The organism is Bradyrhizobium sp. USDA 4341 (assembly GCF_054063755.1).
This window is the reverse complement of the sequence record NZ_JBSSGO010000002.1, coordinates 5,113,412-5,132,208: the sequence shown is the minus strand read 5'-3', so window position 1 is coordinate 5,132,208 and position 18,797 is coordinate 5,113,412. Positions and strand designations below refer to the sequence as shown.

The 18,797-nt window shown below is 61.8% G+C and carries 19 protein-coding genes and 1 tRNA gene; 12 read left to right on the top strand and 8 right to left on the bottom strand.

The features are described 5' to 3' along the window. Window positions 1–49 precede the first annotated feature (49 nt). The 4 genes from ACVIGB_RS30330 to ACVIGB_RS30315 all read left to right on the top strand — a co-directional run bounded on the left by ACVIGB_RS30330 (window position 50) and on the right by ACVIGB_RS30315 (window position 4,672). Window positions 50–1,204: an 8-amino-7-oxononanoate synthase gene (locus tag ACVIGB_RS30330; RefSeq protein ID WP_456719897.1), complete on the top strand. Its 1,155-nt coding sequence runs from the start codon at window positions 50–52 to the stop codon at window positions 1,202–1,204. Then, window positions 1,201–1,833, top strand: coding sequence for a dethiobiotin synthase (bioD, locus tag ACVIGB_RS30325; protein ID WP_456719898.1), 633 nt, complete (start codon window positions 1,201–1,203; stop codon window positions 1,831–1,833). The genes ACVIGB_RS30330 and bioD overlap by 4 nt, the downstream gene beginning before the upstream one ends. Beyond that, window positions 1,830–3,092: an adenosylmethionine--8-amino-7-oxononanoate transaminase gene (locus ACVIGB_RS30320; RefSeq protein WP_456719899.1), complete on the top strand. Its 1,263-nt coding sequence runs from the start codon at window positions 1,830–1,832 to the stop codon at window positions 3,090–3,092. The genes bioD and ACVIGB_RS30320 overlap by 4 nt, the downstream gene beginning before the upstream one ends. Before the next feature lie 377 nt (window positions 3,093–3,469). Continuing rightward, window positions 3,470–4,672 (top strand): TIR domain-containing protein, encoded by a 1,203-nt coding sequence (locus ACVIGB_RS30315; protein WP_456719900.1) that lies wholly within the window; start codon window positions 3,470–3,472, stop codon window positions 4,670–4,672. A 188-nt stretch (window positions 4,673–4,860) separates the two neighbouring features. On the opposite strand, the gene ACVIGB_RS30310 is transcribed toward ACVIGB_RS30315, so the two are convergent. Then, window positions 4,861–6,093 (bottom strand): hypothetical protein, encoded by a 1,233-nt coding sequence (locus ACVIGB_RS30310; protein ID WP_456719901.1) that lies wholly within the window; start codon window positions 6,091–6,093, stop codon window positions 4,861–4,863. Window positions 6,094–6,392: 299 nt separating this feature from the next. Between ACVIGB_RS30310 and ACVIGB_RS30305 the strand changes: the two genes are divergently transcribed. Next, window positions 6,393–7,802: an MFS transporter gene (locus ACVIGB_RS30305; protein ID WP_456719902.1), complete on the top strand. Its 1,410-nt coding sequence runs from the start codon at window positions 6,393–6,395 to the stop codon at window positions 7,800–7,802. Here ACVIGB_RS30305 and ACVIGB_RS30300 read toward each other — a convergent pair. Beyond that, window positions 7,799–8,701, bottom strand: a complete 903-nt coding sequence (locus ACVIGB_RS30300; RefSeq protein ID WP_456719903.1) for a LysR family transcriptional regulator — start codon at window positions 8,699–8,701, stop codon at window positions 7,799–7,801. The two genes, ACVIGB_RS30305 and ACVIGB_RS30300, sit on opposite strands and share 4 nt — an antisense overlap. A gap of 96 nt (window positions 8,702–8,797) precedes the next feature. Here ACVIGB_RS30300 and ACVIGB_RS30295 point away from each other — a divergent pair, with 96 nt between their 5' ends. The 6 genes from ACVIGB_RS30295 (at window position 8,798) to ACVIGB_RS30270 (ending at window position 13,365) form a co-directional block, all read left to right on the top strand. Beyond that, on the top strand, window positions 8,798–9,499 hold the full coding sequence (locus ACVIGB_RS30295; RefSeq protein WP_456719904.1) for a haloacid dehalogenase type II: 702 nt from the start codon (window positions 8,798–8,800) through the stop codon (window positions 9,497–9,499). Continuing rightward, complete coding sequence (locus ACVIGB_RS30290) at window positions 9,486–10,724, top strand: CaiB/BaiF CoA transferase family protein (protein WP_456719905.1); 1,239 nt, start codon at window positions 9,486–9,488, stop codon at window positions 10,722–10,724. Before ACVIGB_RS30295 ends, ACVIGB_RS30290 begins: the two co-directional genes overlap by 14 nt. Window positions 10,725–10,749: 25 nt before the next feature. Next, a complete protein-coding gene (locus ACVIGB_RS30285) occupies window positions 10,750–11,172 on the top strand; it encodes a PaaI family thioesterase (protein ID WP_092126350.1) in 423 nt (140 codons plus the stop codon). 247 nt (window positions 11,173–11,419) lie between these two features. Continuing rightward, window positions 11,420–12,232: a pentapeptide repeat-containing protein gene (locus tag ACVIGB_RS30280; RefSeq protein WP_456719906.1), complete on the top strand. Its 813-nt coding sequence runs from the start codon at window positions 11,420–11,422 to the stop codon at window positions 12,230–12,232. A 121-nt stretch (window positions 12,233–12,353) separates the two neighbouring features. Next, entirely contained in the window at window positions 12,354–12,824 is a 471-nt protein-coding gene (locus ACVIGB_RS30275; protein ID WP_456719907.1) for an aminoacyl-tRNA deacylase, read from the top strand. Window positions 12,825–12,945: 121 nt separating this feature from the next. Further along, window positions 12,946–13,365, top strand: coding sequence for a CBS domain-containing protein (locus ACVIGB_RS30270; protein WP_092120432.1), 420 nt, complete (start codon window positions 12,946–12,948; stop codon window positions 13,363–13,365). Between the two features lie 76 nt (window positions 13,366–13,441). Here the strand turns inward: ACVIGB_RS30270 and ACVIGB_RS30265 are convergent. Further along, window positions 13,442–13,529, bottom strand: a tRNA-Ser gene (locus tag ACVIGB_RS30265). Window positions 13,530–14,130: 601 nt separating this feature from the next. Between ACVIGB_RS30265 and ACVIGB_RS30260 the strand changes: the two genes are divergently transcribed. Continuing rightward, on the top strand, window positions 14,131–14,412 hold the full coding sequence (locus ACVIGB_RS30260; RefSeq protein ID WP_456719908.1) for a hypothetical protein: 282 nt from the start codon (window positions 14,131–14,133) through the stop codon (window positions 14,410–14,412). Window positions 14,413–15,311: 899 nt separating this feature from the next. On the opposite strand, the gene ACVIGB_RS30255 is transcribed toward ACVIGB_RS30260, so the two are convergent. The 5 genes from ACVIGB_RS30255 to ACVIGB_RS30235 all read right to left on the bottom strand — a co-directional run bounded on the left by ACVIGB_RS30255 (window position 15,312) and on the right by ACVIGB_RS30235 (window position 18,750). Further along, the gene (locus ACVIGB_RS30255) at window positions 15,312–15,533 is read right to left on the bottom strand and encodes a hypothetical protein (RefSeq protein WP_456719909.1); all 222 of its coding nucleotides are present in this window, start codon (window positions 15,531–15,533) and stop codon (window positions 15,312–15,314) included. A 62-nt stretch (window positions 15,534–15,595) separates the two neighbouring features. Continuing rightward, window positions 15,596–16,171: a hypothetical protein gene (locus tag ACVIGB_RS30250; protein WP_456719910.1), complete on the bottom strand. Its 576-nt coding sequence runs from the start codon at window positions 16,169–16,171 to the stop codon at window positions 15,596–15,598. Window positions 16,172–16,460: 289 nt separating this feature from the next. Further along, on the bottom strand, window positions 16,461–17,324 hold the full coding sequence (locus ACVIGB_RS30245) for a GIY-YIG nuclease family protein (RefSeq protein ID WP_456719911.1): 864 nt from the start codon (window positions 17,322–17,324) through the stop codon (window positions 16,461–16,463). A gap of 310 nt (window positions 17,325–17,634) precedes the next feature. Then, window positions 17,635–18,102 carry a DUF6998 domain-containing protein gene (locus tag ACVIGB_RS30240; protein ID WP_456719912.1) on the bottom strand — a complete coding sequence of 156 codons (468 nt, stop codon included), beginning with the start codon at window positions 18,100–18,102 and terminating at the stop codon, window positions 17,635–17,637. A 69-nt stretch (window positions 18,103–18,171) separates the two neighbouring features. Further along, entirely contained in the window at window positions 18,172–18,750 is a 579-nt protein-coding gene (locus ACVIGB_RS30235; RefSeq protein ID WP_456719913.1) for a tetratricopeptide repeat protein, read from the bottom strand. Window positions 18,751–18,797 lie beyond the last annotated feature (47 nt).

Genomic DNA, 18,797 nt, shown 5'->3' with positions numbered 1-18,797 from the left:
CGCGGCGTCATTCGCCGCGCGACCAGCCACCATCCTGAGAGTAAGAGCATTGAGCGCAATCCATGCGGCCAAGGCCGCTGATTACGCCGCGGCCTTGCACGCCCTGAGCAAGGACGATCGGCTGCGCGGTCTCAAGCCGCGCGCGGGCATCGATTTCGTATCGAACGACTATCTGGCGCTCGCGAGCGCGCCACGCATCAAGCAGGCCGTGTCGGCCGCGCTCGAGGCCGGCACGCCGGTCGGCGCCGGCGGGTCGCGGCTGTTGCGCGGCAATTGCGAGGAGCATGAACGGCTGGAGGCCGAGGCCGCCGCGTTCTTCCGCGTCGAGACCGCGCTGTTCTTCGGCGGTGGTTATGTCGCCAACTTTGCCGTGCTGACGACGCTGCCGCAGCGCGGCGATCTGCTCGTTCTCGATTCGCTGGTGCACGCCAGCATCCACGAAGGCGCGCGGGCAGGCCGGGCCGCGTTCCGGTTCAGCGCGCACAACGACCCCGGGTCGGTCGAGGACACCATTCGCGACTGGCGCGCCGAGGGCGGAACGGGCCGGGTCTGGATCGTGGTCGAAAGCGTCTACAGCATGGACGGCGATGTCGCGCCGCTCGACGACCTCGTCGCCATCGCCGAACGACACGACGCGTTCCTGATGGTGGACGAGGCGCACGGCACCGGGGTCTACGGCGAACAGGGGCGGGGGCTGACGGCGCCCTATGAAGGCCGCGAAAACCTCGTGATCGTTCATACCTGCGGCAAGGCGCTGGGCGCCGCCGGCGCATTGGTCACGGCCTCGACCGTGCTGCGCGACTTCATGGTCAATCGCTGCCGCCCGTTCATCTTCGCCACCGCGCCGTCACCGCTTGTGGCCGTCGCCGTCCGCGAGGCGCTGCTGATCCTGCGAGAGGAGCCCGAGCGCCAACAACGCCTCGCAGAACTGGTCGCGTTCACGCATCGCGAGCTCGATCGGCGCGGCTTGCGCAGTCCGTCGCGCTCGCAGATCGTGCCCCATATCGTCGGCGACAATGCGCGCGCGATGCAGCTTGCCTCGGCGTTGCAGGCGCGCGGCTTCGACGTCAGAGGCATCCGCCCGCCGACCGTGCCGGCGGGCACCGCGCGGTTGCGCATTGCCCTGACCCTCAATGTCGACGAGGGCGATGTGCGCGCGCTGCTCGATGCGCTTGTCGAGGAGACGAAAGGCTGGTCGCGATGATCAGCCGGATCGTGGTGACCGGCACCGATACCGGGATTGGAAAGACGGTCTTCTCCGCGGGCCTCACTGGCTTCCTCGGCGCGAGCTACTGGAAGCCGGTTCAGTCCGGCCTTGAGGAAGAGACCGATGCGCAACTGGTGACGCGGCTTGCAGGTCTCGCGGCCGATCGCATCGTGCCGGAGTGTTACCGTCTTCGCACGCCGGCTTCGCCGCATCAGTCCGCGGCGATCGACGGCGTGCGCATCGATCCCGCCGCGCTCGATCTGCCCGACAGGGGGGACCGGCCGCTGGTGATCGAGGGCGCCGGCGGGCTGATGGTGCCGCTGAATGGCGACACGCTCTTTATCGACATGTTCGAGCGGTGGCGGCTTCCGGTCGTGCTCTGCGCCCGCACCGCGCTCGGCACCATCAATCACTCGCTGTTGTCGGTCGAGGCGCTGCGCAAGCGCAACATCAATGTTCTCGGGATCGCCTTCATCGGCGAGAGTAATCCCGAGAGCGAGCGCGCCATCTGCGAGATCGGGCAAGTGCGCCGGCTGGGCCGGTTGCCCTGGCTGTCTCCGCTCGCGGCAGACACGCTGCAAACGGCTTTCCACGCCTCGTTCCGGCGCGACGATTTCAACCCATGATATCAGCGCAGAAGTCGCCGATCTGGCACCCGTTCACCCAGCACGCGCTGCACGATCAGATGACCAGGATCGTGCGCGGGGAGGGCGCCTATCTCTACACCGCGGAGGGACGCCGCATCATCGATGCGATCGCATCCTGGTGGGTCGTGACCCACGGCCATTGCCATCCGCATATCGTACGCGCGATCCAGAACCAGGCGGAACAGCTCAACCAGATCATCTTTGCCGGCCATACCCATGATCCAGCCGAAGAGGTTGCGGCGCAGCTCCTGAAGCTGGCGCCGCGTGGCCTGGAATATGTGTTCTTCTCCGACTCTGGTTCGACCAGCGTGGAAGTGGCGCTGAAGATGGCGCTCGGCTACTGGCACAATATCGGCGTGTCGCGCACGCGCATCATCGTCATGCAGCACTCCTACCACGGCGACACCGTGGGGACGATGTCGGTCGGCGCGCGCGGCGTCTTCAACAAGGCTTACGAGCCGCTGCTGTTCGACGTCGCGTCAATCCCGTTTCCGGCCGCCGGTCACGAGCAGGCGACACTCGATGCGCTCGAAGCCGCGTGCAGGACGGAAACCGCGGCGGCATTCATCGTCGAACCGCTGATCCTGGGCGCCGGCGGGATGCTGATGTATCCAGCGTGGGTGCTGAAGGAGATGAAGCGCATCTGCGAAGCCCATGATGTGCTGTTCGTTGCCGATGAGGTGATGACCGGCTGGGGCCGCACCGGCACGTTGTTCGCGTGCGAGCAGGCGGACGTCACGCCCGACATCGCCTGCTATTCGAAAGGTCTCACCGGCGGATCGCTGCCGCTCGCAGTGACGCTCTGCCGCCCCGAGATCTTCGACGCGCATTATTCCAGCGATCGTTCGCGAACCTTCTTCCATTCGAGTTCCTATACGGCAAACCCGGTCGCCTGCGCCGCCGCAAGGGCAAACCTCGAACTCTGGCAACGCGGCACGGGCGAGCGCACAGCCTCGCTCGCCGCGATGCAGGAGCGCCTGATCGCACCATTCCGCGCCGACGCACGCTTCGAGAACGTCCGCCGTACCGGCACCATCACCGCGCTTGACCTGAAGGCAAGCGATGCCGGCTATCTCGCAGGCATCGGCCCAAAGCTTCAGGCCTTCTTCGCGCGTCGAAACCTGCTGCTGCGCCCGCTCGGCAACACGATCTACGTCATGCCGCCCTACTGCGTCACCGAGGCAGACTTGGAAGAAATCTACGCTGCAATCAAGGATGCGGCCGACGAGCTGGGCTGACGGCGCGCGTCGCGGGCCTCGCCAGCAATCAGGCTAACCAAGACGCAAATTTTGAATGGCGCGTCCCGCAAGATGAAGTTATATTTCAACTGTAGATTGCTGAACTGCTGCGGAAGACAAGATTCGCTTCGCGCCCATGTCGGTCAACCAGCCCTCTTCGACCGGCCTCCCCGGCGGGCGCACGACCGCTGACTGCTTCGCTGACTGTGCTTGGCGAGCGTCAGCGCGAAGCGGTCTTTGAGCGCTGACAGTTCTGGCAGCAAGTCGATGTGCTGTGGATCATAGTCGGGATCGTTGTAAACGTCCCGGCTCGCCGAATTCGTTCGATGTTTAAGTTAAATCGCCGATGCTGGCCTGACCCGACAAGGGGATGTGACATGCTCAAGTTGCGGCGCCTTCCGACTGATACGGAGCAGCTTTTGAGAAGGCTGGATGTGCTTGAGAAATGGGAGACCGCCGGAAAGATAGAGCCGTCGTCTGCGGTGGTTCTTGCTGAGTGGGCTCGCCTGACAAAGGATCGGACGGACAATCCGCCCCCGACCACTCGCGAGCATCGCGATATGTTTCTCGACAAGGAACTGCTCGGGATCATGCGCGCGCAAGCCGATGGTCCTTGGGCTGTTTACGTCGATCAAGCACGAGGAGAGGCGGCGGCCGCCAATGTGGGGGAAGGTCTCACGGCTCTCGATTTGGCGTCCAGCCCCGCACCCGAACCGCTCCCCGATGCGAAGGATCTAATTATGACAGAGCCGCTGTTTCCCGACCACAAGTGGGATGTCGCTATCTCCTACGCCGGCGAGGATGCCGGAACCGTCGACCCGATCGTTAAGCGTCTCCGATTGGCCGGTCTGCGCGTCTTCTACGCCAATTGGGACGAGACCCGGGCCTACCTCTGGGGAAAAGATCTGGTTACCGAACTACCGCGCATCTATCAGGAGGAAGCCGCGTATTGCATCGTCTTTGTATCGGAGGCCTACGCACGCAGTGTATGGACGCGTCTCGAACTCAAGAATTCGTTAGCCCGTGCCTTGGAGAACGAGGAATACGTGAAGCCCATCCGGCTTGACGACGCCAAGCTGGCCGGGTTGTCGCCCACGGTTTCATATCTCGATGCGCGCCCGGGTCACCTCTACTCCGATCCCTCGAGATTGGTCCCGCTCATGCTGCATGCAATAAGTTGCCGCGGCCAATTCAAGCCGACACCTCTTCGCCCCGAAGCAACGTCCTCCGCTTTGACGGTCAACGAGTATTTCGAAACCGTCCTGCCGGCCATGGTGCGATGGCGGGGCGAAGCCGCAACAAGCGTCGGGGGCACAGTCCTGTTCGTTCTGACCGCAGCCGAGGCGGGCGTATGGCTGTTGCGGCTTTGCCCACCGGAGGCCACCGTCAAACGGATATTGCCGGACGATGACATGAACGCGCTCTCGCTGCCGCGTCACCTCGAAATTAACATCACTCCCACGGAGATGGCGAAGATGCTGACCGGCCAGTTCGATGCGCGCAAGGCGCTGATCGAAGGAAACGTCGAACTCAAAGGCGACCTCACGCTCCTCAAACAGGTTGGAGCTTTTTTTTCTTAGTCCTTCGCCTGTCGTGGTCGGCGGCATAAGTCACCAGGCGCCGGCACAATGTCCTGCAACGCGGAACGGGAGATGAGAAGGCGGGCGCTCCCATGAAGGCTTCGCTACCCTTCGTTTCCGACGCCGTCAGCGATTGGTCCTTATGTGAAATCGGCGTGCCCTTGCAGGCACGCCGACGAACTGGATCGTCAGTGCTTGTGCGGCGCCGGATGCGGCCGCGCAGCAGGATGCGGCCGCGGTGCGGGATGAGGCCGCGGTGCCGGCCGTGACACATGCGGCGGCGGCGCACGCCGGGGCGGCGCCGGAGGACGGTGCACGGCCGGCCGCGCGACGTGTGGCGCCGGCGGATGCACGACCGCGCGTGGCGGCGGTGGTGCATGCTGCGCGAGCTGCGGCCTGGGTGCATGCACGACCGGCGCAGCGACGTGCGGCGTCGGTGCGGGATGATTGCCCGCGCCGGGCACGGCGTGCGCTGTCGGCAGCGCGTGGGCTGCCGGCAGAGCGTGTCCCGCAGGCAAGGCATGTCCAGCTGGCGGTGTGTGCGCTGGCGGCAGAGCGCTTCCGCTCGGTAGTGCATGTGCCGCCGGTAAAGCGTTTCCTGTCGGCAGTGCGTGTCCTGGCGGCAGCGCATTCCCCGTCGGCAGAGCGTGTCCGGTCGCGGGTTGCGCATGCCGGGGCGGCGGCGCCGCGATCGGCTTGCCCGGGTGCGCTGCGATCACGCCCGCGCCGCTGAACTTTGCTGCGTGCGCAGTCGCGGCGATCGCCGGGTGACCATGATTGCTGGCCAGCGCCAGCGCCGGATCCTTCATCGCCGCTTCCGCGTGCCGAGTCTGCTCGCCGGTCGCAGCCACGTGGTGCTCGCTCGCGGCGGCGAGCTGCTGCGGCGTCGGTCTCACCGTGGTGCCACCGGTGCCGCCGTTGTAGCTGATGTTGGCCGTGTTGTTGATGACGGTCTTGTTGTAGACGTTGGTGACCGAGACGTTCGTGATGTTGGTGACGGAGCGGTTGTAGAAGAAGCTGCCGCCGCGCCAGTAGCCGCCGTCATAGCCGAGGCCGGTGTAGCCGAAGCCGTAAGCGATGCCGCCGTAGAAGCCGACGCTCGCTCCCCAATATCCGGCGTGGAACGCGTAGACGCCATCGTTCCAGCCCCAGTAGCCGGGTGTCCATAGCAATTCAGGCGCGGGCGGCAGCACCCACGTGCCGGGCACCCAGTAGTAACCGATATCGTCGCTCCACGCCCAATAGCCTGGGGTCCAGATGTAGCCGTCGCCGGGGATCGGCGGCTGCTCGTACACCGGCAATGGCGGCGGTGCCGCATCGACGGTGATGCTGATGGCGAGCTGCGCGCGCGCAGCGGGAGGTGGCGAGAGACAGCAGAGGCTGAGAGCCAAGGCGAAAGGCAGTCCGGCGATGCGGCGCATGGCAGATACTCCAATCTTGCTTCCCCCAGCTTCGGACTCGAATAGTCGCGCCGGCATGAACCCGTTGTGAATGCGTGCGTCGATGAGCGATCACGTGATCGCGCGACGACGGGATCGTTAACGACGGCAGATGCAAGTCAGCTCGGTGTCAGGATGGAACGCGATCGTGCGGTTTCGGCGGCTTCATCACTGCGCCAAATAGTCGAATTTTCGTTTTGAATTGGACGGCGACCCCCTGCGCGTCATCAATCGATCATTGGAGCATCCGGCTCGCACAAGGCCGGGCAGGGAGGTTTGGAATGGCGCGATCCGCCGACATCGACATCAACGCGGGCGCGCGCCTCGACAGGCTGCCGATCTGCGGATTCCACTGGCGCATCCTGGCCCTGATCGGCGCCGGCATGTTCCTTGACGCATTCGACATTTATCTGGCCGGCGGTGTGCTGGGCGCGGTGCTCAAGGAAGGCTGGTCCACGCTCGAGCTCAACGCCGCATTTGTCTCCGCGACCTTTGTCGGAATGACGATCGGCGCCTGGTTCTCCGGCATCCTTGGCGACCGCTTCGGTCGCCGCTTCTCCTACCAGATGAACCTTGCGATCTTCGGCCTCGCGTCGATCGCCGCCGCCTTCGCGCCCGGCATGACGGTTCTGATCGGCCTGCGTTTCATCATCGGCATCGGGCTCGGCGCCGAGATCGTGGTCGGCTATGCGACCTTGACGGAGTTCGTGCCGGCCGCCTCGCGCGGACGTTGGATCGGGCTGCTGGCTGTCATCACCAACTTCTCGCTGTTCGCGTCGTCCATGATCGGGCTGTGGCTGATCCCGACGCTGGGATGGCGCTACATGTTCGCTCTCGTCGGCCTCCTCGCGATGATCGTCTGGTTCCTGCGCAAGTCGATGCCGGAATCGCCGCGTTGGCTCGCCGCCAACGGCCGCGCCGACGACGCGGAGGCAATTCTTTCGGCGATCGAAGCGGAGGCCGCGCGCAAGGGAGCGCTGGCTCCCGTCGCCGCCGGCGCGCAGGCGCAGGAATCGCCCGGCGCTGTCTGGCGCCTGTTCCAGCCGCCATATCTCGCGCGCACGCTGCTCGGCAGCCTGCTGCACATCGTCGTCGGCTTCAGTCTTTACGGGTTCATCGGCTGGCTGCCGACCTTTATGGTCAAGGGCGGCCACAGCGTGGTCTCCTCGCTGGGCTACACCACCGTGATGGCGCTGGGCGGGCCAGTCGGATCGCTGATCGGGCTTGTGCTGGCGGACCGGCTTGGACGCAGGCTCTCGATCGTCTGCTCGTCGATTGCGGCTGCGGTGCTCGGTATCGCCTATCCGTACATGGCGGACGGTGTTGCGCTCGCAGGCGTGGGCTTCCTGCTGGTCACCGCGATCTACGTCATGCTGGCGACCGGCTTCGCGATGCATGTCCCCGAACTGTTCCCGACGCGGTATCGGCTTCGTGGCACGGCGATCTGCGCCACGTCCGGACGGATGGCGACCGCGCTGGTGCAGTACGTCGTGGTCGCGATCTTCGCCTGGCATGGCTTGGCCGGCGTGCTGACGACGCTGGCGGGCATCCTCGTGTTCCAGGCCGTGGTGTTTCTTGTGTTCGGATTCGAAACCAAGGGACGCTCGCTGGAGGACGCGTCGGCCGTCACGGACGCCGAGGCAGGACATCCATCGTCGATCGCGAGGAGGCCGGCGGACATCGGGGCCTAGCCCAGATCGGAGCACGCCGCCCTGAGCCGATCGCGGAGCCAGCCGTTGGCATTGCTCTGATCGTATCTGCGATGCCAGTACAACATCCAGTCGAACGGCGCGGACTCGAACGGCAGTTCCTCCATCCGCAGACCGTCGTCCATCAGCACGGCGGCGAGATGCCTCGGCATCACCGCGAGCAGATCGGTGCTCTTCAAGACATGAGGTACGACCAGCCAATGCGGCACGTTCAGTGCGATGCGTCTCCGATGGCCGCGTTCGGCGAGCACGTCGTCGACGAAGCGAAGATCGGTCGGGCTCATCGAGACCTTCATGTGCTCCTGCGCGATGAAGCGCTCGAAGGTCAGCCGCCCGCGCTTGATCTGGTGACCGCCCCGCATCAGGCAGACCATGCGGTCGCGCAGCAGCGTCTCGGAACGGATCGATGCGGAATGCTCGAGCCCCATGCTGACCGCGACATCGATCTCGTCCCGCTCCAGCGCATCGATCGTCAAAGCGGGCGGCAGATGGATCGTGTTGTAGGAGATCCGCGCATCGGGTGGCCGCGCCGCGGCGAGTCGCGGCAGCAGCAAGCAGGCGAGAATGTCCGACATTCTGATCGTGAAGGTGCGTTCGATCCGGGCTGGATCGAAGCCGGCGTCGCTCGCCATCACCCGCTCGACCTGGCGCAGCACCTGGCGCAGCGGCTCCGCCAGTTCGGTGGCACGGGGCGTGGGCTTCATCCCGCTCGTCGTCCGCACCAGCAGCTCGTCCTCGAACATCGCACGCAGCCGGTTGAGTGCGTTGCTCATCGCAGGTTGACTGAGGCCCACGCGGTCGGCCGCCTTGGTGACATGACGCTCGGTCAGCAGTGCATCCAACGCGACGAGCAGATTGAGGTCGATGGATCGGAGGTTCATGCCATCATTCATATCGTGAATAGTGAGAGATCACAAATCCATTTCATCTATGGCGATGCGGCGCGTATCCAATCGATCTGAACCAAGGAGGCACCAATGAATTCCGAGACGATCAAACGCGAAGTGAAGATCTGCATGTTCGATCAGTACGGCACGGTCGTCGACATGCAGGGCGGCCTGACCAGGATCGCGGCGCCGTTCCTCGCGAAGAAGGGCTGGAAGGGCGATCCGAATTCCTTCGTCACATGGTGGCGTCGCACGCATTTCGAGAATTCGATGATCGATGCGCTGCTGCATCGCGAGCACACGCCCTATCGCGAGATCGGCCATCGCGCGGTGTCGCACGTGATGGACCGCGCCAAGATCGACTACACGATGGATGAGGTGCGTTACCTCGTCGGCGAGATCGAGAAGCTGGTGCCGTTTCCCGAGGTGCCGGAAGCGCTGGCGCGGTTGCAAGCCAAATACAAGCTGGTGGTGCTCTCGAACGGCGATCCGGACATGCTCGAGACCGCGAAGCAGTATCACAAGGTCCCGTTCGATCGCGTGATCTCGGTGGCCGAGGCCAATTCGTTCAAGCCGCATGTCGCGACCTACACCAAAGCAGCCGAGATCATGGGCGTGAAGCCGGCCGAGGTGCTGTTCGTGGCCAATCATGCCTTCGACTGCATCGGCGCCAAGTCCGCCGGCATGCGGACGGCCTTCATCGACCGGCGCAGCCGCCCGTTCGGCATCACGCCGCACCAGCCCGACATCCTGGTGCCGTCGATGAAGGACCTCGCTGATGCGATCGTCTGATCGCGAGCCGCTGTCGGGCATCAGAGTTCTCGACCTCTGCCGGGTGGTCTCCGGCCCCTTTGCCACGATGCAGCTCGGCGATCTCGGCGCCGACATCGTCAAGATCGAGGATCCGCGGCAAGGCGACGAAAGCCGCCGCTACGGACCGCCCTTCGTCGGCGGCGAGAGCGCGTATTTCCTCTCGGTGAACCGCAACAAGCGAAGTTGCGCCATCGATTTGAAGTCGCCGGCGGGGCGCGACGCGGTGCTCGATCTTGCATCCGCAGCCGACGTCGTGATCGAGAATTTTCGCCCGGGCACACTCGACAAATGGGGCCTCGGCTTCGACGCGCTGCGCGCCCGCAAGCCCGACATCATCCTGTGTAGCATCTCGGGGTTTGGGCGCACCGGTGCGGACGCCGGGCGCCCCGGCTACGATCTGATCCTGCAGGGCGAATCCGGCGTGATGGACATCACCGGTGATCCGATTGGGCCGCCGACCAAGGTCGGCACCTCGATCGCCGATCTCGTCACCGGCCTGTATGCGTCGCATTCGGTGCTCGCCGCCCTGATGCGGAAGAACCGGACGGGCGAAGGTGGGCGGGTCGACGTCTCCATGCTCGACGCCATGGCATCGCTGCTGACGTTCAACGCCGGCATGTATTTCGCCTCGGGACAAAGCCCGAGGCGCCGGGGCAACGTCCATCCAACCATCAGCCCGTACGAGCCGTTCGAGGCGAGCGACGGCTGGATCAATGTCGGAGTCGCGAACGACAAGTTCTGGGCGGCCTTTTGCGATGTCATCGGCCGTCCGGAGCTGCGCGATGACGTGCGTTTCGAAACTGCCCCGAAGCGCGCGGCGAGCCGCAATGAACTCGTCGCGATCCTCGCCCCCATCCTTGTCCGGAAGAGCCGCGCCTATTGGCTGCAGGCGCTCGCTGCCGCCGGCATTCCCTGCGGCGCGATCAAGTCGGTCGGCGAGGTCTGCGAGACGCCGCAACTCACGCAGCGCGGCATGGTCCAGAGCGTCCGCCATCCAGCCGCCGGGGATGTGAGGTTCATCGCGAGGCCAACGCGGTTCGGTGACGAGCCGCCGGCGCCTTCCACGCCGCCGCCAATGCTTGGCGAACACACGCGCGAGGTGCTTGCGGAATGGCTCGGCTGGACCGACGATCGGCTGGAGAGATTCGCGCTCGAAGGCGCGTTCGGAGACTTTGGACGGAGCTTCGTGCGATCGCCCACGTGAGTATCGTGATCAAATGAGTGTCGTCATGAGAGATATCGCCGAGCAGATGATGCGTCGCGCCGTCGAGGACGAGCGGCAGGAATTCGGGTCGTTCTTCCTGTCGCGCTTCTTCGGCCTCGAGATCGCCTACCAAAGCGAGGCGTGCATCGTCTCGTTCGACGTCGAGAGGCCGCTGTTCAACCCGCAAGGCACGCTGCACGGCGGGGTTCTCGCGACCGCGCTCGACATCTCGATGGGGCATCTGGTCAACCACGTCGCCGGTGCCGGCACCACGCTCGAGATGAAGGTGCAGTATCTCGCCGCGGTGCGCGAAGGGCGCGTGACCTGTCACGCGACCTTCCTGAAGCGCGGCCGGAAGACCTTCTTCGTGCAGTCCCAGGCCTCCACCGCAGCCGGCGAGCCGATCGCGCATGCCACGTCAACCTGGCAGCTGCTGAACCGAGGCTGAGAAGCGCGGCCGGTTCGCGTCGGGTCGTTGTCGCGCTGCAAAAACGTGGGTTTCGCGGCGGAGCGGACCCTGGCGCGAATCTCCGATGTCTGAAAGCACGACCTCCCGAGGCCCCGTTCCTTCGTACGAAACGGCCACGAGCATTGCCAGGATCATGATCCGGTTTCATACTCGGAACGCCGGAAGCGCATCTCCACGGCGTGGCCGGCGCGAAGAGAGGCGATACCTCAAAAGCGGAAAGACGGCGATGCGGTTTCGTCTCGCATTTGCCTTTGTATCGATGGCGGCGCTGCTCGTTGATCCGATTGCCGCCACGTCACAGGACATGTTGCGTAGCGTCGACCTCGACAGTCCCGAGATGACGACGTCGGAGATGACGCGCGCCGAGGTCGACGCGCTCCTCAAGGCCGTGCATCAAGGGGACCGACGCAGCGCAGATTTGGAAGGCAAGCGGCTGTCGCACCTCGATCTCTCGGGCCTCGACTTCTCCGGTGGCAACCTTCATCTCGTCAAGCTCAACCGAACCAATCTGAAAGCCGCGCGCTTCGATCGGGCCATACTGAACCAGGCTTGGCTCATCGACGCAGATCTGACGGGGGCGTCCCTCGTTAAGGCATCGCTGCTCGGCACGCAGATGCAGCGCGCCAAGCTTGGCGGCGCCGATTTGAGCGGCGCTCGCATCACCGGCGATCTATCCGGTGCCAGCCTGATCGGGGCCAAACTCGCGGACGCGGATTTGAGCGCCGATATGCGCAACCAATCGATGGGTCTGATGCGTGGCGTGCTCAAATCCGCCGATCTCCGGAATGCGGATCTGAGCGGCGCCAATCTTGCGCGCGCTGATCTCGAATTCGCGCAGTTGCAGAACGCCAATTTGGCGAACTGCAACCTCAGCAAGGCTGACCTTGCGGGAGCCGATCTATCGGGCGCCAATCTCGCCGGCGCCGATTTCACCGAGACCGACCTCGCGTCGGCCCTCTTGCCGAGCGCGGCCGCGCTGGCAGAGGCCCGCAATCTGGACAAGGCCCGGAATTTGAGCCTGGCGCGGCGTCCAAATTAGGGATCGCATTGCGGTGTCCTGCAGCAGGACATATATTTTGCCTCGAGAACCACGCAGCCGCTCATCGTGCGGCGGGCAGGGACCACGCTGGATGGTTGCATGTCGCACCGGAGGTGACGCCATGACCATTTCTCCCACACTGCACAAATATCTCGCAGCGGAAAACATCGCGTACGACGAAATCCCGCATGTGCTGACGATGTCGTCAGCCCTGACCGCCCAGGCATGTCACGTCCCGGGTGATCGCCTGGCCAAGGCCATTGTGTTGCGTCGCAATGGCGGCTACCTGCTCGCCGTGCTGCCGGCATCGCATCACCTCAGGCTGGCGGATCTGAGGGCGGGCTTCGGTGATGATGTTGCGATGGCCGCTGAAAGCGAGATCGATCGACTGTTCGCGGACTGTGCGCATGGGGCGGTTCCCGCTGCCGGCATCTGCTATGGACTCGACGTTATCGTTGATGACAGCATCCAGATGCAGCCCGAGATCTATATCGAAGCCGGCGATCATGAGACGTTGCTTCACCTCGGTCGTGCGCAATTCGCGCGCTTGACCGCCGGCTGCCTGCACGGCCGCTTCAGTACGCACGACTGAGGGCGTGATAGCCGGAGCACCTGTCGCTGCGCGCTGACCAGGGCGCAGCACACATGCGGTCACGCCCGATCTGCTGTATAGTTGCAAGCGAGGGGCTGCTGCCTTGCAAGGGAGGTCCTCCATGAAGGTCAAGGACGTGATGCACAAGGGCGTCGATTGGGTCAGCCCAGATACCCCGATCACTGAAATCGCAAAATTGATGCAAGGGCACGACGTCGGCTGCATTCCGGTCGGACAAGACGATCGTCTGATCGGAATGGTGACGGATCGCGACCTCGTCTGCAAAGGTCTTGCGAGCAAGAGCTTCAACTCTGCGCGCACCACAGCGCGCGATGTGATGACCGAAGGCATCCACTGCTGCCGGGAAGACGACGATCTGGCGAAAGCGGTGCATCACATGGAGACGCTGAAGATCCGCAGGCTGCCTGTCATCAACAAGAGCAAACGGATGGTCGGCATGGTCAGCCTGGGGGATATCGGCCACTTTGCCGGTGCCGATCTCATGTCCCAATGCATGAAGAGCGTGTCGGCTCATCATTGAGGCGAGGCCGGTCTGCTGGAAACCGGCAGATCGGCCGGCACCATGGCCGGACATCGAAGCGGACGAAAAATCGAAGTGGCGCACCCGACACGATTCGAACGTGTGACCTTTGCCTTCGGAGGGCAACTCGATCTGGTTTGCGCCGGTTGGCTTCTCTGACGTGCTTGTCTCTAAGTCCCTTAAAACACAGCCAATCTGTGAAGTAAGCTAGGGTGGTACCCCCCTTAAGGTCAAGTCCAAGCCGAGCGATTTGGTGTGACCGCTGTGACCGAGTTGTGACCGTTGCGCCGAACCAGTCGGAGCGGCACGGGGGGAACTCGCGTGCGGTTGATCTTGGATTCCCCCACAAAAAAATCCGTCATTTCTGGCATCTAAACTTGGCGCAGTCGCCCGGTTATCAGGAGAAATCTTTCTCCTGCACATCTTTGGGTGATTCGGGCCGGTTTCCCATGACGCCCCTTGACCCGACTCACGAAGAGGACCACTAAGCCCGAAGGGCAACTCCACTTTTTTCATAAGGAGAGTTGCGCCTATGTCCGATCACCAACTGCGCTTCAAAGGCCCGTTCTTCGAGTTCGACGGTAAAGGATTGGGTATCCTTGCTGCAATCGTACTCGTAGCCATGCTGATCTTTTCCCGCTTCTTGTACTGATGGTCATGCCGAGGAAGCTCAAGCCCATTCCGGCGGTCCCTTTCGATGTGCTCATAAGGGGCCACGAGGCCGTAATCGCGGATCGCGAGCGGCTAGGTCCAGGAGACCCGTCCATGTCGCTGATAGCGGCTCTGCACAAAGAACAGAAGCCGGACGTAATCATCGCCCTCGACTACAGGCTCCGCGCACTAGCCAAGCTAATAGGCGATGGGGAAGGAAAGCCTTGGACGTATGCCATCGCGGAAGACGGCGGCCACATGGTCAACGAGGCCCTATTCAGAGCAGCCGCACGTGCCCCGCTGTTCGAGGCAAAGACGGTCGGGGACGTTGCTTTCAAGCCCGATGAGTTCATGAAGATCGCCCTTGAGGAAAGCGAGGCAGACGGACGAGCCTAGCGCGTTGTCCCGGCCCGCAGCCGAGTCCGCCTGTGCGTTAAAACTGGCGCACCCTACAGGTTGCTCCTGCTCCTATACTTGGCGATGAGCGGCGCAATGATACGACGGGCGGCATCCGTGGCATTGTACCAAAGGTTTTTTATCTCCGGAGTTCTCTGCGGAGTTCCGCTGGGCAGCAAGCCGCTTCGCTTGGCGCACACAGTACGTCGCCTTGCAGTCCGGTGCGTTGCACTCGTCTCCCTCTGGGCAGGAGAAATACTTCCTCTCCATCGACGGTCCTCTCGTCTGATACGCTCCAAATATACAGCACCACCATTCGCTCCCGTCCTTTCTAGCCAGTAGCCGGAAGGCCACTTAGCCGGCGTCTCTGGCGATACTGGCCGGAGGGAAACCGTCATCGAACATCTGGCAAACGAAGCTCTCCGCCTCCACCTTTTCTTTCGCGCCTAGCTTCACGGAATGCACGCCGCCTAGATGCAGGTAATTGCACCGATTGTAATACAGGTACGCTCCTGGGTTCTCGGGCGGCCAATGTTCTGCAGTCACGTGGGAACCCACAAGGATGCCACGGTTAAGTACGTAGCCAGCCAACAAGAGCGCCAAGCCAAAAAAAGCCCAGCCTACAGAATGTATTCGCATTTCCCCTGCGTGCCCCTTTACGTCGTGGACCACAATGCGGGAATGCGGGTGGACATTCCGGCATCACGTTGAAAGCTACTCGCAATCGGACTAGGCCTGCATCATGACGGCGTGCAGTAGATAAGACCGAGATGTATAGTTGCGCCCAGTCACAGCGTCGATGTGCGCCGCACCGCGAGCACCGATCGGCAAGAGAACGTTTCTGTTTTTGTCTGTTCCAAACCTTAGAAGGAACGAAAGGACTACAGCCGACGATCGCGTCACAGCAGCCAATGTGGTATGCCAAAGAAGAATGACCAGAGACCAAGGAAGCCTGCAACTAGTGCGAACGGTCCCAAAATCCCGAAGAAAAACATTCCGAACTTGCCGAGGATAATGGACATCCACATCCAGTAAGCCCAGCCCAGTGTCCCCGCCGCCAGGAAAATTATACCGAACGCCGAACTGGTCAGCGACGCCAGCAGCCCCTTGATTGCCCCCATTGCTCTCTCCTCGCCCTAAGATGGAATTGCAGAAGTGCAAAGTTAATGAAGAATATGCGTGCTCAAAGGCTTCGCGTACCTGTATACACGTCGCGAAAGCTGCGGTCGTTTTCGAGCAGAAACGATGCAAACACTCCCGCCTGTGACATCAACTGGACTGCGATAGGCTTACCCGCAAACAACACATCCAAGCATTGATCCGTATGCTCATGAAGAACATACAGTTGGTTTGCGGTAGCAGTTGCCTCGACCCTAAGAATAATGGCCGTGTATTGCTTGACTGAATCGTGCGGGGCAAAGTTGGCAGCCAGAAAGCCTCCTCCGTCTCCCATTCGAGGTTGCACAACGAAGTAGATCAGCGGCTTCGCCGATTCATTTCCGACAGGTTTGGTTTGTCGGCAGCGGATTTCGATCTTCCGATGCTCGTTTGGAGGAGGAAGCCCCTCAAATTGGTATGTCCTAACTATTTCGAGATGCGGATGAGTAATCATCGTCCATGCAGTGTGTTCTGAGCGGACTATCGAGCCATCACTTGGCGATATGAACTCCGCTCGTCCCCCTCTTGAGAGCGATTCCCGCTTCGCGGGGGCGGACTGATTGTTCCGCCCGATGCCAAAGAGCTTGTCGAACAGTCCCATGCAGTTTTCCTTCGATACGGACTTGAGTGCGGATACACGACGTATGATGCCGCCCATATGTGAGGACTTAGCTAGTTTCTCGGTCGGGGAATGCCTTCTGACGATTGCCTAGCAAAGATGGGGCGTGCCTTATGCGGAAGTCCCGGCCTCGTGCAGAAGCAGTAAGATCGATGCTGCCTCAAGGGGCACCTTGAGAGTCGGCCGGCTGTGTCGTCGTCCCGTCCGATTGAGAGCCGGTTGAAAGCCGCTCGCCTTCGGCCTCCGCTTCTTTCAAGGCGGCTTGCCGAAACTAGCCGTAGGTCCTGTCTGTGCCTGCTAGTTTCCAATTCGCAGGCCCGCTCATCGAAGCGCCGTAAACAACTGAGGCTGCAGCAGATGGGCTGGTGAACGCCACGTCTCGTGTAAATATCAGCGTTTGATTCTCTCCTTGCACCAATGCCCCGTCAGTTTTCAGTTTCATTCTCAATGATCGATACCCGTCATTGAGAGAACCTGCTTCGCTGTCTCTTGCAACAGAACCATTTTTAACAATGAAGTCGCCGTCTAGCTCTACGGCCTTCGCTAGCGTGGGGCCGACTTTCAACTCAAACGTTGGGCTCGAATTGGTCGAATCGAGCGCAGGCATTGCAGAGCCAGGCTTCGGATTCGTCGCTCGCAATGTTGCAACTGGTCTGAGCACATCCAGACCTAATACCGGCAGGACAATCTCTATCTGATCGAGAAAATACTCCATGTCAGCCACGTCTGCCTCGGGCAACGCGGCGCCACCAGGATTGTTCGTGTTCGTGGGAGTTGAACGACCCGCGGCTTTTATTCTACCCGTTAGATGACGCTCTAAGAACCGAGCATGAGCGTTTGTGAGATTCTCATCCTTGCTCACAAAGACAATAGCTCGGTCGAAGAAATCTTTCTTGGGGTCGCTGTCGTGTTCGACAAGCCGACGTCCCACCGTCTCGCTCTGTCCCACGTAGAGAAGTTGACGGAAGGGATCGTCGGGATCGGGGCCGGTTAGAATATAGACACCGGCACTCTGAGCCTCCTCTCTCTTGAGAAAGCCAGCGAAGGCAGGCCGTGGGACCACGAGTGCCTTTCCAGTCCAGTTGACGATTTCAGCGATGATCAATCCGGTGGGCGTTCCGTCGGCGAGGAACATCCGTATAGAGCGGCCCCTGGGCTTTGGTGTCACGACAATACTCTTGAAAGAGAGAAGGGCGGGAATAAATTGGACCATACTCGCTGAGGTATATAGCCTTGTTCCGTAGCCGAATCTACCTGCGCATGCGTATTTGGGCTCGTAGCCGCCGGCTTTCAGCGGGCTTCTCGGGCGATCCTGACCGGGAGTTTAGGCGTTCGCAAGGTGGCATTCGAAAGGAAAAATAGAAGGCGACGTGAATGCACGTCGGCATTCGGTCAATTTCAGACCAATCGCCTGATGCCCTCAATCCTTGACTTGCCAGTTGAGCTTAGCGTCGAACCAAGTTGAGATTGCGCATTCGCGGTATACGTTCATGATTGGCGACCTCAGCATTGAGAGCCCGCAGTCGCCCCATCGCCATCGAATGCTGACCGTTCTTTGACGGCTTGACGCTGGCGCACTTCCAGGCGATCTCGCCAGGGCCGTTGAATACCTCAACTACTTCTTGGCGGCCGACAAGTTGCAACGCGATGAGATGTTGGGGCTTAGAATAGATGCCGTAACCGGACTTTCCTGCCGTGAATTTGATCTGCACCAGCGTCCTGCCGTCCTTCGTCTCAGCATCATGGGTCTCAAGCGACGGATCGGCGAGCACCAAATCGTACATGTACACCGCCATCGCTTCGCCGAGGCTACCCATGAGGTGCCCATCGGGAGTGAACTTGCACCCGAACGCTCTTCCAACTCGTCCGTTAGTTCGTAGAGTTGCGTTATCAAGCGCGGCACTTCTCGCCAATGCTCACTCACGCCGGCTCCCCATGAAGTGTCGCGGTACCACAAGCCACTGCCTAGCAGCTCAAACCCGTTATCGCCCCTTCAATGCTTTCCATTCCCGTGCTCGCTTCTGCGCCTCGGCGACCTGAGCGGCAGTCATGCTTTGCCCAACGGCATCTCGAAATTGCGCGGCTCTTTGATTGCCTTCGGTCGCCAAATGGAGCCACATATATGCAAGCACGTAGTCCTGCGGAACGGATTGTCCTTTCGCGTACATTATTCCGAGCATACCCTGAGCATTAGCTAGCCCCTGTTCAGCGGCCCTGCGAAACCACTTCACCGCCTCGCCATCGTTCTTGGCGACGCCATCGCCGGACATATACATGTCTCCAACTCGAAACTGCGAATGGGCATGGCCCTGTTCCGCGGCGAGGCGAAACCATTTAAACGCCTCAGTATAGTTTTTTGCAACGCCAAGCCCTCCATCGTACGCGGTCCCAAGCTTGTACTGGGAATCGACATCTCCTTTCTCAGCAAGGGAACGAAGATGGCGATCAAATGAAGCCGCATCCTTCGTTTGCGCCGCGGCCTGCGTTAGAGCAAACCAACTGCTCAGCAAAACAATTCCAACAATTGGACTAGACAGTGCCGACCGCTTCCGTCTCGTCATCCCACCTCCACGCAGTTCCCTGCAAAGTTTGCCGACGACCATCGGGA

Coding starts and splice junctions, on each gene's coding strand:
- ACVIGB_RS30290 (WP_456719905.1), top strand. CDS start 9,486: ATGCGATCGTCTGATCGCGAGCCGCTGTCGGGCATCAGAGTTCTCGAC.
- ACVIGB_RS30235 (WP_456719913.1), bottom strand. CDS start 18,750: ATGACGAGACGGAAGCGGTCGGCACTGTCTAGTCCAATTGTTGGAATT.
- ACVIGB_RS30295 (WP_456719904.1), top strand. CDS start 8,798: ATGAATTCCGAGACGATCAAACGCGAAGTGAAGATCTGCATGTTCGAT.
- ACVIGB_RS30305 (WP_456719902.1), top strand. CDS start 6,393: ATGGCGCGATCCGCCGACATCGACATCAACGCGGGCGCGCGCCTCGAC.
- ACVIGB_RS30310 (WP_456719901.1), bottom strand. CDS start 6,093: ATGCGCCGCATCGCCGGACTGCCTTTCGCCTTGGCTCTCAGCCTCTGC.
- ACVIGB_RS30260 (WP_456719908.1), top strand. CDS start 14,131: ATGTCGCTGATAGCGGCTCTGCACAAAGAACAGAAGCCGGACGTAATC.
- ACVIGB_RS30255 (WP_456719909.1), bottom strand. CDS start 15,533: ATGGGGGCAATCAAGGGGCTGCTGGCGTCGCTGACCAGTTCGGCGTTC.
- ACVIGB_RS30280 (WP_456719906.1), top strand. CDS start 11,420: ATGCGGTTTCGTCTCGCATTTGCCTTTGTATCGATGGCGGCGCTGCTC.
- bioD (WP_456719898.1), top strand. CDS start 1,201: ATGATCAGCCGGATCGTGGTGACCGGCACCGATACCGGGATTGGAAAG.
- ACVIGB_RS30245 (WP_456719911.1), bottom strand. CDS start 17,324: ATGTTCCTCGCCGACGGAACGCCCACCGGATTGATCATCGCTGAAATC.
- ACVIGB_RS30275 (WP_456719907.1), top strand. CDS start 12,354: ATGACCATTTCTCCCACACTGCACAAATATCTCGCAGCGGAAAACATC.
- ACVIGB_RS30250 (WP_456719910.1), bottom strand. CDS start 16,171: ATGGGACTGTTCGACAAGCTCTTTGGCATCGGGCGGAACAATCAGTCC.
- ACVIGB_RS30285 (WP_092126350.1), top strand. CDS start 10,750: ATGAGAGATATCGCCGAGCAGATGATGCGTCGCGCCGTCGAGGACGAG.
- ACVIGB_RS30270 (WP_092120432.1), top strand. CDS start 12,946: ATGAAGGTCAAGGACGTGATGCACAAGGGCGTCGATTGGGTCAGCCCA.
- ACVIGB_RS30320 (WP_456719899.1), top strand. CDS start 1,830: ATGATATCAGCGCAGAAGTCGCCGATCTGGCACCCGTTCACCCAGCAC.
- ACVIGB_RS30315 (WP_456719900.1), top strand. CDS start 3,470: ATGCTCAAGTTGCGGCGCCTTCCGACTGATACGGAGCAGCTTTTGAGA.
- ACVIGB_RS30300 (WP_456719903.1), bottom strand. CDS start 8,701: ATGAACCTCCGATCCATCGACCTCAATCTGCTCGTCGCGTTGGATGCA.